The 14,441-nt window shown below is 44.4% G+C and carries 9 protein-coding genes and 1 tRNA gene; 4 read left to right on the top strand and 6 right to left on the bottom strand.

From position 1 onward, the window contains the following. The first annotated feature begins 667 nt into the window (after window positions 1-667). Window positions 668-2,011 carry a D-alanyl-D-alanine carboxypeptidase gene (locus QUB70_RS13655; protein ID WP_332981041.1) on the top strand — a complete coding sequence of 448 codons (1,344 nt, stop codon included), beginning with the start codon at window positions 668-670 and terminating at the stop codon, window positions 2,009-2,011. A 244-nt stretch (window positions 2,012-2,255) separates the two neighbouring features. Here the strand turns inward: QUB70_RS13655 and QUB70_RS13650 are convergent, their stop codons facing one another. Beyond that, window positions 2,256-3,200, bottom strand: coding sequence for a TylF/MycF/NovP-related O-methyltransferase (locus QUB70_RS13650; RefSeq protein WP_332981039.1), 945 nt, complete (start codon window positions 3,198-3,200; stop codon window positions 2,256-2,258). A 701-nt stretch (window positions 3,201-3,901) separates the two neighbouring features. On the opposite strand from QUB70_RS13650, the gene QUB70_RS32710 reads away from it, so the two are divergent. After that, window positions 3,902-4,129, top strand: a complete 228-nt coding sequence (locus QUB70_RS32710; RefSeq protein WP_442927784.1) for a DUF2809 domain-containing protein — start codon at window positions 3,902-3,904, stop codon at window positions 4,127-4,129. Between the two features lie 54 nt (window positions 4,130-4,183). Here QUB70_RS32710 and QUB70_RS13645 read toward each other — a convergent pair whose 3' ends face one another. After that, window positions 4,184-5,290 carry an N-acetylmuramoyl-L-alanine amidase-like domain-containing protein gene (locus tag QUB70_RS13645; protein ID WP_332981037.1) on the bottom strand — a complete coding sequence of 369 codons (1,107 nt, stop codon included), beginning with the start codon at window positions 5,288-5,290 and terminating at the stop codon, window positions 4,184-4,186. A gap of 375 nt (window positions 5,291-5,665) precedes the next feature. Between QUB70_RS13645 and QUB70_RS13640 the strand changes: the two genes are divergently transcribed. Then, complete coding sequence (locus tag QUB70_RS13640) at window positions 5,666-6,817, top strand: serine hydrolase (RefSeq protein ID WP_332981035.1); 1,152 nt, start codon at window positions 5,666-5,668, stop codon at window positions 6,815-6,817. A 141-nt stretch (window positions 6,818-6,958) separates the two neighbouring features. On the opposite strand, the gene QUB70_RS13635 is transcribed toward QUB70_RS13640, so the two are convergent. Further along, a tRNA-Gln gene (locus QUB70_RS13635) sits at window positions 6,959-7,030 on the bottom strand. Window positions 7,031-8,069: 1,039 nt separating this feature from the next. On the opposite strand from QUB70_RS13635, the gene QUB70_RS13630 reads away from it, so the two are divergent. After that, window positions 8,070-8,459 carry a response regulator gene (locus tag QUB70_RS13630; RefSeq protein WP_332981033.1) on the top strand — a complete coding sequence of 130 codons (390 nt, stop codon included), beginning with the start codon at window positions 8,070-8,072 and terminating at the stop codon, window positions 8,457-8,459. 179 nt (window positions 8,460-8,638) lie between these two features. Here the strand turns inward: QUB70_RS13630 and cheB are convergent, their stop codons facing one another. The 3 genes from cheB to QUB70_RS13615 all read right to left on the bottom strand — a co-directional run bounded on the left by cheB (window position 8,639) and on the right by QUB70_RS13615 (window position 14,264). After that, the gene (cheB, locus tag QUB70_RS13625; RefSeq protein WP_332981032.1) at window positions 8,639-9,727 is read right to left on the bottom strand and encodes a chemotaxis-specific protein-glutamate methyltransferase CheB; all 1,089 of its coding nucleotides are present in this window, start codon (window positions 9,725-9,727) and stop codon (window positions 8,639-8,641) included. Between the two features lie 114 nt (window positions 9,728-9,841). Then, window positions 9,842-12,331 (bottom strand): hybrid sensor histidine kinase/response regulator, encoded by a 2,490-nt coding sequence (locus QUB70_RS13620; RefSeq protein ID WP_332981031.1) that lies wholly within the window; start codon window positions 12,329-12,331, stop codon window positions 9,842-9,844. A 139-nt stretch (window positions 12,332-12,470) separates the two neighbouring features. Further along, complete coding sequence (locus QUB70_RS13615) at window positions 12,471-14,264, bottom strand: methyl-accepting chemotaxis protein (RefSeq protein ID WP_332981030.1); 1,794 nt, start codon at window positions 14,262-14,264, stop codon at window positions 12,471-12,473. Between the last annotated feature and the right edge of the window lie 177 nt (window positions 14,265-14,441).

The raw sequence follows: 14,441 nt of genomic DNA, 5'->3' as shown, positions 1-14,441 counted from the left end.
TACTTCAAACAGTTTTTGATTACCAACCGTAGAATAAGGGTTTCCCGGCTCCAAGGCAAGTTCGCTACCAACGAAAAATCAAGGGTTTCAGACTAGAAACTAAAAACATTAAACATTCCGGGCTATTGGTATAAAATCCCGCAGTATTTAAACAATAGACCTCTTGCAAAAATAATTAGGACGGGCTCTCCGGCCCATCCCACAATAAAAAATAACTCTTGTGGGATGGGCCGGAGAGCCCGTCCCATCAATTGATGAAAAGGATTTTTGCAAGAGGTCTAATATCTATTTAACTAGGGCTTGCTGAATAAAAGTAGAAAGCTTGCCAAATAAGGGGTTAAAGCTTTTTTCGCTCAAACAAGTGCAAGTTATAGGATTATAGAGGCTCAAAACCCTTGCACTTTCCTTATTCATTTCTGGCTAAATTTGGAAATTTAGGAATAAACCTACTATTTTTCAAGCTGTGTAGCCTCGTTTTTCCATTACCTACACTTTTTCAGCAAGCCCTAACTAACCACGAAGACGCGAAGAACACGAAGAAAGATGGAGAAGAAGATAGCTAATGTCAGCGGTTCCGGATTCTGGTAACGCAGCTCCGGATGCTCCAAAACGCGCTGGCTAGTGCTAAACTTTCCATCGGGCGTGCCGACAGACGATCGTACATTTGATGAAAAAAATTAAAGTAATGCTGAAAAACCGCTACTTGACTGCTGCGAGTTCGATCGCCCTTCTCACAATAATTGCCGGATGCGCCGCTACTAAATCGCCGGAACTTGCATCTCCCTCTCCTGTAGCTGAATCTTCCCCGCCCCCAGTTAAACCAAGTCAGCCCTTAACAGTCTCTGTAAACAATCCCGAAACCCCCACAAATACCAAAATCCAGCAATATCTCAACGGGTTGACAGCCCAAGGTTTTGCCAAAGAAGATCAAGGTATCTGGATGCAATCAGGCAATACATTGCTAGCCAATCATCAAGGTACAGTTCCTCTGTCAGCCGCTTCTATTACCAAAGTAGCAACATCTCTGGTAGCGCTGCAACAATTCGGGCCGGAACATCAATTTATTACCTTAATTGGTACAACAGGAAAAATAGAAAACGGCGTATTAAAAGGCGATTTAATTGTTCAGGGAAGCGCCGATCCGTTGTTTGTCTGGGAAGAGGCGATCGCCCTCGGTAACGCCTTAAATCAAAAAGGCATCAAACGAGTCACTGGCAATTTGATAATTGCCGATAAATTTTACATGAACTTTGAACTTGACCCCCTCAAATCGGGAGAATTGCTCAAACAAGGATTGAACAGTGAAATCTGGCCCAGCGAAGCCGCCGCCCAGTATCAAACACTACCTCCAAATACGCCGAAACCCCAAATAGCAATTGAGGGTAATGTCCAGGTTTTACCAGCACCTCCCAACAGCGTGCAGCCTTTAGTCAAACATTATTCTTTGCCCCTCGCCGAACTGATCAAAAAAATGAATCAGTACAGCAACAATCTCATGGCAGATATGCTAGCTGATACTGTCGGCGGCGCCAAAACAGTCGCCCAAAAAGCAGCAGCAGCAACCGGAGTTCCCCCCGCAGAAATTCAACTCGTGAACGGTTCGGGATTGAGCGAAGAAAATCTCATTTCTCCCCGGGCTGCTTGCGCCTTGTTTATAGCTTTAGAACGCTATCTTCAACCTTACAGCATGACAGTTGCTGATGTCTTAACTGTAGTTGGGAAAGATAAAGGAATACTGTCAGAACGGCCGCTTCCCAAATTAGCAGTAGTCAAATCTGGCACGTTGGATAATGTTAGCGCTTTGGGCGGAGCGCTGCCAACTCAAAAACAAGAAACAGTGTGGTTTGTGATTATGAATCGCGGGGCTAATGTCGAGACATTTCGCACTCAGCAAGAGGTTTTGCTGAAAAGCTTTTTGAATGAGTGGGGAAGTGTTCAAGTTTCGCCGCCGGAATTAACGCCAAATCCTGCTAGAAATAGTAAGGTATCTCGCAGCGAAATCATCAATTAATGGGGTTTGTAGTAAGGACTTTAGTCCTTGATTTTTAAGTAGCGTAAGGTGCGCCGCAAGCACCCAGCCCGCGTTTTGGTGCGAGCGACGCGACGTATTTGCGTCATTGTAGGTGTTGGCGATCGGCAATAAACAAGATTTATTACCGATCGCCCAATTCCGAGGAATGCCCTATTTAGAAAGGTGATGAAACACTCTCAGGATAGAAACACCAGATTATTATTCCTATAAAACTGCTCTGTCTCTACAGTTTGCGAAAATAGCCGTTGGAATACTCACAAGCATAGAGTACAGAGACTTTTTCAGGCTTGTCTGCAAAAAACTCATCGCAAGCACGTTTTACACCAGGCGATTTGAAGGGCCCAGCAGTATGTGGACGTGAAAACACCTTTTCATCATAATAAATGCCAAATAAGCAAATAGCTCCTGGCGTTAGACGCTCGTAAACATGGGGGAGTACATATTTAGTAGAGCTATATAAATCGCCGTCCACAACTGCAAAGCTGATCCGATCTGGAAGACATGAAGGAACAGTATCCTCAAACCATCCTTTATGAATATGTGGTAGATCCAGTCCAACAGCGGAAAAATTATTTTTGAATTCGTCGAGTCTAGCTGTCATCGAACCTTGATCGTATACTCCATCTTTAATATCGTCTCCTTGTAGTTTTGGAAGCCCTTCAAAGCTGTCAAACACATGAAATTGTTTCTCCGGGGCATACTCATTCAGAATTTTTTGGATCACAATGGAGCTTTCGCCAGCATTACAACCCACTTCGACAACATCACCAGATACTTTGTATGCTGCTGTTTGGCTTGCCAAATGAAAAATATTCATTCGAGCTTCTATACTTGCCATACCAGGTGATTTGGGAATAACTTGACCGTTCAAGCGCAATTTATTCAATACCCCATTAGCCAAACGATGGCGTTTGCGTGGAGTCCGGTGATCCCAATCAAAATAAGTTGCAATGAAAGTATTGTTCATGTCGTTTGCTAGATGAAATTGTGAATAGTGGTTTAGATGATGGATGACTTCACTTATAATCATTGCGTCAGCAGCATAGCGGTGGAACCGAATTACATAGTTTTGAATAGCGGTGGAAGAAACGTTTTGGAATCTGCTAATAGCAATGATTTTAAATAGAAGAACTGAAAATCCTATCTTTTCAAAGAAGTTGAGGAACACTCACAAAAAAAGCTCGGTAAGTGGGAAGCTCAGAGACTTTAGTCCTGAGAGGAAAACGACCCGGCGATTTCAATCGCCTTGAATCCCCTCCGGCGAGGGTAGAGGGGTATGGTTGCCCCTCCGGCGAGGATATGGTTGTCCTCAAACAAACACCCATTGCTGGGGTAAAGTTAGCTTGTCGGTCAATGTTATAAAGGCTTGTCAGGCTAGCAGCACTGTCGAGAGTGACTTTAAGACTGTTTAACTACTAGCGACAGAGCAAGGGACTAGCTTCGCATCCCAGGGTGTCGTGACCTAAATAACGTAGCCAGTTAAGGCGATAGCTGGTCAGTACAGCTTGCTTGATTTCTCTTACAAGCTCAGTGGCTTTAGCCCTGAGTTACTGACTTCATTGAGACTAGAGATAGAGTAACGAAAGAAAATGTTGCTATCTGAGATCCTCGAAATTAGTTTACTTCTCTAGAATTGCACGCAATTATGAAATCAGGATGAAATGCCGCTGCAAAGCATGAAATCATCTCCTTTTCAGAAAAAAGAGGCAATTACTTGCATTCACATTTCAGGTAAAGCCTGATGTTCGGTAGGTTCTCACGTTTTGTCAAGGTAAATTATGACGACCAGCCCGCTCAGGAGTGCAATCAAGGAGTTGTGTCATCCCAGGGGTAGGCGATCGGCAATAAACCTAGTTTATTGGTAATCAGTTGTTAAAAGAATTAGGAGTTTTCCTTTTTAACTCCGCAATTGAATCTAGCCAACTGTGGCATCCTCGTTTTTTGCAATGGATTAGGGCTAGATTATTCGGGCATCTATTTGTGGGCAGCAGCTTTGCTTGCGAGGATTTTATCGGCTATATTTTGGGATGTATTGTGGAGTGGGTTTTGGTGGTTTGTCTGAAGCATAAAATCCTGAAAAGATACCAAAAATCATAACAGGTTCGTAGTAAGGGCTTTAGTTCTTTCTGTTGATAACCTCACATATCACCTTTATCTGGGATTTATCGGCCTAGCGACTACAATGCCGATCGCACTTTCGACTCTCCTAATATATCTCTGCAAGTCGTAAGCAACTGTCACCTCCCCAGCCGGTGAAGCGTGAATTAAACCGAGGTTCCCGTCAGCATTGCGGTAGACTAAACCCGTGTGGGTGACATCCAATCCTTTAACATCCGTCGCTACCGCTACAATATCCCCGGGTTTTAACTGAGAATAAACACTTTTTATCCGATTTGTCGGGATGTAATTAACAGTAGTTTTGGCTAAGTCTGCTTCTTGGCTGACAATGCACTGATAAGTCGTTTCGTCTTTGACCATTTGCGGGTAACTGCTGCGGTGCTGGCTCATGAAATTTAGTGTTTTATTCATGGGCACTCCGCCCAATTGGGCGGTGATATTTTCCACTGTTTGCCGTTTTTGATTGTCGTTAATCCATTCGGAAAAATAGTGCAATCTGCTGCAATAACCGTTCATTTTACCGTTTAAATACCGCTGTTCTTCTATGCGATTGACAAAATTTTGATAGTCGTAATCTTGTACTGCTACGCCCCGGGCGATCGCCAAAACGGTTTCTACAAACAAAACGCAATCAAATTTATTCAAAGTTACGATCAACTTTTCTTCGCCCGATTTGTCCAGCAAACCCTCGGCGTAGGGCAATCCTTGGAAATAATCGGCGATCGCCTGGACGATTTGTCCGATCGAGCGATCGTGCAAATTTTGTTTTTTTACATACTGTACAATCTTTTCAAAACGTGCTATGTCTTCTGGTTGTGCAGCGGTTTCTCTCTCCGTATTATTTGAGTCTGGTCGTCTGGTCAGCACCTCCAGCAATTGGGAATAGGCAATTTCCGGTAAATTGTTGAAGTCCCACAACAGACTCGGGAAACTGGAAACACTTTGCTTTTTTGTTGCTTCCCGATTTTCGCTTTCTCCCGTCAACTGAGTTGCTACATCCGCGCCCTGTCCTTCTGTTTGTCGATCGACAACCGAGCCCGCAGCAGGTTGAGACTGAAATGCCCAAACATGAGGTATCAAAAAATTATTCGCGCCGGCGATCGCAAATCCCAAAACAGCCAGACTCCAAAAATTTCTCATGTTTTTCAAAGGATTTTGCTTCAACTCAGTGCTATCCTGAAATTTTTACAATTATTAGAAGTCTCAATCAGCCTAGCAGACCGATTAAATTGACACTACTCGGACTCGATCGACACACTTGTCATTTAGACGCCGCCCTATTATAAACTGATCGTGCGAGTTTGATACCACAACACAATGCAAGTAGAACGCCGACGCCGCCCAATCGGGCCCAGAGACCCAATCGGGCCCCGACGCCCAATCCGCCCCCGAGGCCCAGTCCAGTCTCGTCGCCAAAGCAGCGAGAGCCCAGTCCAATCTCGTCGCCAAAGCAGCGAGAGCCCAGTCCAATCTCGTCGCCAAAGCAGCGAGGGCCCAGTCCAATCTCGTCGCCGAGTGAGGACGAAATTTTCTCGGTTAAAATACCGTAACATCCTGTGCTTAATTGCCGGGGCGATCGCGATCGGTTGGATTGTCACAATACCGTTCAGAATTCGCCGTCCCCCAGAACCGCCAGTCATCTTGACTCAACAGCCCATCTCGCCTCAAGAAACACTCTCGCCTCCGACAATTCAAACATCCGAAAATTTAGCCGATCGTCAAAGCGAGCCTACCTTTAGCTACAACATCAAAACACCTCCCAATCCCGTTTACTCTCAAGAATTGCAAGGGATTGTTGATGAATCTGTGAACATTGCAACCAGCAAAGGATTGCCGGCAGAACGGCTATCAATTACCTTATTTGATGTCAGCAATTCCAAAACTCACACCTTTGCCGGATATCAAAATCAAACTCTCAGATTTCCCGCTAGCGTTGCCAAGTTATTTTGGATGGCAGCCTTTTACTCAGCCATAGAAAAAGGCATCATTACGCAAAGAGAATCTGCCTTTAAAAACGACCTAGAACAAATGATTGGTGTCTCCAACAACGATGCAGCCAGCAGGATTTTAGACAAAATCACAGATACAAAATCCGGCGGAAGGCTCGCAGGAGAAGAATTGCAAACCTGGCTTAAAAAGCGCACTCAAATTAACACATTTTTCCAGTCAGCAGGCTTCAATGATATTCGTATAAGCACCAAAAATTATCCCATATACTATTTGAGGCAAGAAGGTCCAATCGGTCGCGACTTGCAATTGCGGGGCGATGCTTCCCAGCCGATTCGCAATCAAGTAACTACCGATCAAGCCGCCAGATTAATATATGAAATCTATACTAGGCAAGCGGTTTCCAGCGTCGCCAGCCGCAAAATGGCTTACTTGCTGACTAGAGACTTAGACCCCAAAGCCTGGAAAAATGACCCTAGCAATTCGATAAAAGGATTTCTCGGCGAATCTTTACCAACTAATATTTATTTTGGTTCCAAAGTGGGCTATACTTCCAAATCGCGCAGCGAAGCGGCATTTGTCAGGACTTTAGACGATCGCGCGATTTATATCTTAGTCGTTTTTGCAGACGATCCGGCTTATTCCAAGGACGAAACCGCTTTTCCGGCAATTTCCCGATACGTGTTCGATCGGCTAAACGCTCGCGGGCCCAGCAGTTAGGAGTGAGATCGTGTCCGATCGAACAACCACAATAAAATTGGTTGGTAGTGAGGACTTCACTCGTCTCTCGCCGGCGAAGCGCGGAGGCAACACAATTATCTGATAATTGATTCACCAGGGACAATTTAAAGCACAATTTAACTGGGGCGAAAGGATTCGAACCTCTGAATGGCTGGACCAAAACCAGCTGCCTTACCACTTGGCGACGCCCCAACGTCTTAACCTTCATCATATTAACATTCCAACCAGGGAATCTGTCAAGCACTTTGACAATAAAATTTAAAAAATCTTTTTGAAACCGATCGCCCGCAGGTTTATTCTTTAACCGCAGCGGGGCGAGCCAGCGGGATTTCGATCCTGAACTCCGCTCTCTGTCAGGCTTGGGAGATACACTTCAAGCGGCCTCGGTGTTTTTCCCCGACAATCTGGTAGCTAAGGAATGAGAATTAAATAACTTACACTCTAGAAAGTGGGGAGTAGGGGTTGGGCGGGAGAGCCCGCCCTTTTTGGACGGGCTCTCCCGCCCATCCCACGCACGTCTGTGGAAGCGTCTCGGACAATGACGGCTTGTTGCTGTTTCTGGAAGGAATTTGCAGGGGGTTCGAGCGCAGATTCGGGAGCAACCGCAGGGTAATTGCCGGGGAATTGCCGGGTCAAATTCCGAGAGAGAGTTTGAGCTGATGGCGAACTCTTCGGGAGTGTGGTCGATCGGACTCGCAAAAATTCAGGTAACGGTGGGCAAAAGTTCGATCTAAATCTAAAATCCTCGATCGGGAGGAAGCAGCTTCCATAAATAGATGGCGGATAGCTTACATAGAATTTTTTAAGAAGTCTAATTGTATCTTAAGAGACTTGTCTAATCGTGGTAGCTGGCTTGCTGGTAGATTAAAATAATTGGTTTGTGCCACAATACCAGTGTCATTTACCGAGCGGTGCCACAGGCTGCGGCTCAACTAAAGTTAGGAGATGAAGTACAAAAGATGTTAAGATGTTAAACTTTGTAAAGATAGTTGGTCAAACTCGACCGTCGAGGGTTTCAGGGTTTGGATGCACATTTTGCAACTGTTGTAATCGCCGATCGACCCCGAGGGCAATCCCTTTTTTGGAGTTTGAGGTCAAAAAAACAAAGGTAAAATTTCTACTAACGCTCCAATGGGGTTGGCAATTATTTAGCAGAGGCAATTCTCAAAAATTGACGGCGGGAATTATGTTTTCTATTTTCAATAACTATTAAATAAACAGGGAGAAGAATATGTCTGCAACTAGCAGTCAAGTACCAACTATTTTGGCAGTTGATGATAGCGTCGTGATGCAAGGACTTGTCAAACAGGCTTTAAGTAAAGAGTTTCGAGTTCTAGTGACAGACAATGCAGTGGATGCTTTGTCAACGATTTATCACGAACAAATTTCGGTTTTGCTGCTCGATGTTTCGATGCCTGGTATTGACGGATTGGAACTCTGCCGCACGGTGCGCAGCTTGCCTCAGTTTCAGAATTTGCCGATCGTCATGCTGACAGCGCGAGATGGAGCCTTTGATAAGGTACAGGGGCGTTTGGCGGGAGCGACAGAGTATTTAACAAAGCCGTTTGATGCTAACAAGTTGCGCGAAGTAATTGGTAAGTTTATCAATCTCCAATCATAAAAGAAGACTCGGCGGTTGAAACCGCGTCTATACAAGCAAAACCCGCCTCCGCGGGTTGAAGATCGGACCGTTCAAATTACGTTTTATGTTATTCTAGTCCGCGGAGGCGGACATCGTTTGTATAGACGCGGTTTCAACCGCCGTCTGCATCTGCAAACCGCTATATTTTCCCGCTTGTCCTAAACTTTTAATTTCGCCAACAGTAGAGGAGCGATCGCGCCCAGGGGTACAACGTGTTGGGCGGCACCGAGGGCGATCGCCTCTTTCGGCATTCCGAAAACCACACAACTAGCTTCATCTTGAGCAATTGTCAAGCCGCCACGTTGGGCGATCGCCAACATACCATCAGCACCGTCTCGACCCATTCCTGTTAGTAAAACTCCCGCCGCCGATCGACCATAAAAATTAGCCACTGACTTAAATGTTACCGTTACTGAGGGGCAGTGTCCCGCGAAAGCAGCAGATTCAGAAAAAATAAATCGCCCTTGAGAATCCAATTCTAAATGACGTTTTTCGGGCGGAAAATAAACAACACCAGCTTGCGGCAATTCCCCCAAACCAGCTATTTTCACCGGCAGTTTAGATTCACAACCCAACCAGTCAACCAATCCTTGCAAAAATCCTTCGCTGATGTGCTGGATGCAAATTACCGGCACTGGCAAATTAGCTGGAAACTGCGAAATAATTGAGTGCAGCGCTTGCGGCCCGCCTGTAGACGCGCCCACAGCCAATAACTTAATCGTTTGAGAATTGAGATTTTTGCTGGATAATTGGTAATTCTGTATTGGTAGTTGATTAGTTTGTATAATAGGGCGATCGCTTGTTTGGATTACTCCCAGCTTTTGATGCCGCGTAAATACTTTAACTCCCGACAAAACTTTAACTTTAGCAATTAATTCATTCGCTAGGCGATCGTAATCTGACGCCAACCCGCCCATTGGTTTCGGAAAAACATCTAATGCACCTGCTTTCAGAAGTTGAAATACATTTTGAGTATCGTTTGCTTGTACAGAAGCACTAATTATTAAAATCGGTCGCGGGTATTTCTTCATCACTTCCTGCGTGAATTCTAACCCGTTCATTTGTGCCATGTTCAAATCCGTACAGATGACTTCCGGCTGAAGTTTCGGAATTAATTCTAGTGCTTCTAACCCGTTGCAAGCGGTTCCTACAACTTGGATTTCTGGCGAAGCATCAAAAATGCGCTTGAGGACGATCGTAGCTACTGGGGAATCTTCTACTAACAATACTTTAATGGGCGATAACATCAATTATTTGGGATAAATGTTGACTGTTGACTGTTGACTGTTGACTGTTGACTAATAACCAATAACTAATAACCAATAACTAATGACTAATAACTAATGACTAATGACTGCTGACTAAACTAACCTTTTCAATGTCTCGATCAATACATCTTGATTGAACGTACCTTTAGGAATATAAGCATTAGCCCCGGCATCAGCCCCTCTTTGTCTATCTTCATCCGACGCCAAAGATGTCACCAAAATAATCGGCAACTCACTGTATTCTTTTTGCTGGCGAATTTTAAGAGTCAGTCCCAAACCGTCCAAATTCGGCATTTGTACGTCAGAAATCAGAGCATCAAAATAGCGAGTCTTTAATTTATTGAAAGCATCCAATCCGTCTACTGCTGTCACCACTTCATAACCTGCACCTTCGAGAATGCGCTTTTCTTGAGTGCGGGTAGCGATCGAATCTTCTGCTAAAAGTATAACTTGTTTTCGGCTGACCGTCTCAATGGGCGATCGGGCACTCCCAACCCCGCCCGACAAAACTTGCTTGCGTACAGATTTTATCAAATCGTGGGGATTGAGCACCATACAAACTTCTCCCGTCCCGAGAATCGTTGCACCTGAAACATTTCGCACCCGTTTCAGCAATAGACTTTGAGGTTTAATCACTACATCCTGTTCGTCAATCAAAGCATCTATAAATAACCCCAATCTTTCCTCCCCAACTTTCAGAACAATACAAGAGATTTTCGGAGAATTTGATGTCAGGAATTCTCCTTTTATTTCGCTATTGACTTCTCTCCAACTTTCCTGTAGCCATTCCCGATTATTCGGCAGCCATTCTCTATTTTTTAATTCTAGTAAATCTGCTAAATAAGCAACTGATAGCGCCTGACCCTCAGAAAGTATAGTTGCCTTACCTTCTACGGCAAAAATATCAGAACAAGCAACCATTTTTGCCATTTCAACAAACTCAATGGGCAGCGCGTAAGCAATACCTTCAACTGCTACAATTAATACATTGGCAGTAGCTAGCGACGTGCCCAGTTGCAGCCGAAAAGTGCATCCTTTTCCTGAGACAGATTCAACTTGAATGCTGCCTTTTAGTGCTTCAACATTAGTCCGAACTACATCTAAACCCACCCCCCGTCCAGAGATTTCAGTAACAAATGTTCTGGTTGAAAAACCAGGAGCAAAAATCAGCGATTGAATTTGGCTTTCTGTCATGGTGGCGAGTTCCTCCAGCGTGCAGATGTTGCGTTTGACAGCAGTTTGTTTAATGCGAGCGAGATTCAGCCCCCGGCCATCGTCAGCAACTTCAATAATAATATTGCTAGCAGTATGGTAGCCTTTAATTCGGAGAGTAGCGGCAGGAGGTTTGCCTAGTTCTTCGCGTTCGGCGGCCGTCTCGATGCCGTGGTCGATCGCATTCCGAATCATGTGCATTAAAGGGTCTTTCATTTCTTCTAAAATGCGTTTATCAGCTTTAGTTTCCGCACCTTCAATGACTAATTTAACTTCTTTCCCTTCCCGCTTCGCCAAGTCTCTAACCGTTCGGGGAAATAGATTAAAAATAGTAGACAAAGGCAGCAGTCTGAGAGTGCGAATTCCTGATTCTAATTCCTCGGCAATTAATTCGAGTCTGGCAGTATCTTCATCAACTCGATTTTTTAAGCGATTTACTAGAGTTCCCAGACGTTCTAAACGTTCTTCAGTACGCTGGCAATAATTCTGTAACTGGATTAGGCTCGCCTTTTGTGGAGACCCATTTTTCTCAGTTTCTATTCGATCAAAAGCCAACCGATTTATAGAAGCTTCTCGGCTCCAATTTTCCCACAAAGTTGTAAGCTTTTCGAGATCGGCAAGTCGGTGTACTAGCCGAGTTTTGGTGACAGTAAGTTCCCCTGCTTGAGTCATTAAATTGTCTAAGTTTTGGGTAGAAACCCGAATGGTTTCGATGCGGTAAGATGAACTAGAAGAAGCGCTAACAGTGGGTTGGGAAGCCGATGCAGCAGGGGGTTCGGAAGCCGCAGGCAAGTTTTGAGCTTGCAGCAGCAATTCTTGCTCGGATTGCAGCGTCGAAGAAGAGTAATTATTATCTAAATTAGTGGCGGAAGAAGTTTCACTGTTTGTTTCTGATGGCGACGTTTCCGAATCAGTAAATTGCATTTTTACTAATTCTTGTTCGGGGACTTGTGAAGATGCTGGCTCTGCTGTCGGGGCGGCTGGCTGGGGCTTGTTAGAAGCACCCATCATGCTAGCAAGCACGTAAAATGTATTGACACCGGAATCTTCACCCGTGACGGCTTCGTCAACGAGTTTGCGGATGGCGTCTAAGCCTTGCGAAAGTCGATCGCTAATATCTCGATTTAGTTGAGTTTCTCCCCGCTTGACACCTCCCAAAATATGCTCTATTTGATGAGCTAAAGATGCTACATTTTTTACGGCCAGCATCCCAGCATCGCCTTTAAGAGAATGGGTTTCCCGCAGCAATTCTTCTAACTTAGCTGAGTCCCTCGGGTGTTGTTCCAAGTACAGCAAACCCTCGTCTATTTTCTGCAAATGTTCTTCACTAGCAATTTTAAATACATCTCGGAGCTCTTCATCTTCAATCATATGTATCTTTGGGTAATCGGTAATCGCTCATTGGCAATTGGGAATTGGGAATTGGGAATTGGGAATTGGGAATTGGATTATTCTCCCTTCTTCCTGACATCCGTTACATCCGTTACATCCGTTGCCGAACTACATCTGACTAAACTACTGATTTTAAATTTTGGGCTGCTTGGTTGAGTTGAGAAATGCCGAGTTTGACTTGAGAAATGCCGGTGGCAGTTTCCTGGGCGGCGAGGTTAAGAGAGTTGACGGCTTCAACTACATCCTGAATGGCGATTGCCTGGTTTCTTGCGGTAAAAGAAATTTGTTTGCTGTTCAAAACAATACGATCGATCGCCTCGGCCACTCCCGCAAATGCGTCTGCCGTTTTTCGGGCAATTTTCACTCCGTTTTTCACAGTTTTTGTCCCCTCATCCGTGACCATTGCTGTCGAACTAATCGCTTTCTGGATGTCTGCAACTAAAACATTAATTTGGCTAGCAGATTCCTTGCTTCGATCGGCTAATTTGCGAATCTCGTTGGCAACAACAGCAAATCCTTTGCCGCTTTCACCGGCTCTAACTGCTTCGACAGCAGCGTTGATGGCGAGCATATTTGTTTGGTTTGCTAAATCGCTGACTAAACTGGAGATATTGCCAATGCGATCGGTTTGTTCGCTCAAACGCAAAATTTGCTTTTGAATTGCTGCTACATTTTCGGTCAAATTTGCCATTTCTTTCAAGGTATTGTCTACTGCTTGACTGCCTCCTGCTGTGAGTTTAAGGGCTTGTGCTGCCCCGAAAGCGGCCGCTTCTGCTTGCTCGGCACAAGCTTTGCTTGATTCGCCCAATTCGTCCATTGTAGTAGCAGTGCGATCGACAGCATATAGTTGTTGGCTGGCGATGCGTTCCTGCTGTTCGACGGTGACAGCAATTTGAGAGGAAGAAGAGGCGATCGCCCGCACAATTTCATTTACCGAGCGAGTAGTTCGACTGGCTATAAAAATTGCGATCGCGCTAACAATAGCAGCAGTAATTCCAACTCCGGCCATGAGAGCATACAGCAACTCTTTTTGCGGAGCAAATACATTTTTTGTATCGTTGGCAATAATCACGCTCCAACCCAATTCAGGCGTATTATTTAAGGTTTCAATAGGAGCGTAAGTAATCAGTTGCTTAGTTCCATCAAGGCGATCGATATCGATGGCACTGTCAATCTTTCTGTCGGTTTGCATTTTGGCAAAAACAGCAAAGTCTGACGATGCATCTCTGCTCACGTGCAGAATTTCTGTTGCTGAGAAAAACTTGCCATTGCCATCAATCAAATGGTACTTCTCTTGTTTTAATTCCTCCGAGTCTCTGGTTAATTTATCTGTATTTTCGTGAAAATCATGCTCTAAATAAGTTGTAGGCGTCCGAGTTCTGATGACGGCGATAGTTTTTCCGGTATTGATATCGACAACCGGCGCCGCAGCAAAAATGGCGTATTTACCATTAATAAATGACTTTCTAGGCTGCACAAGTGTAGCGCGATTAGTTTTTATTACTTCCTGAAAATAGTCGCGCTTTCCGAAATCTATAATCGGTTCTCCGCTCGATTGCAAAATAGTATTTCCCTGGAGGTCTGCGACTGCAATACTGTCGTAGCCTTCGCCTTCTTTTACATATCTATCTAACAGAGCTTGTTTTTGACTGGTTGATGTTGTTTGAGTGACTCTGGGGTCGTTCAGTATACTTAAATTAGCTAGTTCCTTAATGTCTAGGTAGCGTTCAAAAGTAAAGTTGCTGATTTCATTTGCTGTAGAGATCGCCCGTGATTCTTGGTACTTAATTACGCAGTTAGTGAGGTGCTTGCTGGCAAATAAATAAGTCATCGCTCCTGTCAATAGAAGTGGTATGGTACTGAGGGCGATCGCAAAAACAATCGCTTTAATTCTTAAAGATAATTTTTTCATTTTTGTGCCGATTATTAATATTTAATAAAGGATAAGTGATAACTATTCTAAACAACTGCTTTTAAATCTAAAGCAGCTTCATTCAATCTTTGAGTGCCGACGGCTCTCCTGACTTTATGGTGTATAATGTAACAAACAATACATTTGCTGTCATGGACTTTTATTTGGACTATATAT

The organism is Microcoleus sp. A003_D6 (genome assembly GCF_036702825.1).
Classification (GTDB): domain Bacteria; phylum Cyanobacteriota; class Cyanobacteriia; order Cyanobacteriales; family Microcoleaceae; genus Microcoleus.
The sequence above is the reverse complement of the archived record's forward strand: the minus strand, read 5'-3'. Positions and strand labels throughout refer to the sequence as shown.

What these genes read in the sequence shown, in the direction of transcription:
- cheB (WP_332981032.1), bottom strand. Translation starts at nt 9,727, where the DNA reads ATGTTATCGCCCATTAAAGTATTGTTAGTAGAAGATTCCCCAGTAGCT.
- QUB70_RS13620 (WP_332981031.1), bottom strand. Translation starts at nt 12,331, where the DNA reads ATGATTGAAGATGAAGAGCTCCGAGATGTATTTAAAATTGCTAGTGAA.
- QUB70_RS13630 (WP_332981033.1), top strand. Translation starts at nt 8,070, where the DNA reads ATGTCTGCAACTAGCAGTCAAGTACCAACTATTTTGGCAGTTGATGAT.
- QUB70_RS13615 (WP_332981030.1), bottom strand. Translation starts at nt 14,264, where the DNA reads ATGAAAAAATTATCTTTAAGAATTAAAGCGATTGTTTTTGCGATCGCC.
- QUB70_RS13645 (WP_332981037.1), bottom strand. Translation starts at nt 5,290, where the DNA reads ATGAGAAATTTTTGGAGTCTGGCTGTTTTGGGATTTGCGATCGCCGGC.
- QUB70_RS13655 (WP_332981041.1), top strand. Translation starts at nt 668, where the DNA reads ATGAAAAAAATTAAAGTAATGCTGAAAAACCGCTACTTGACTGCTGCG.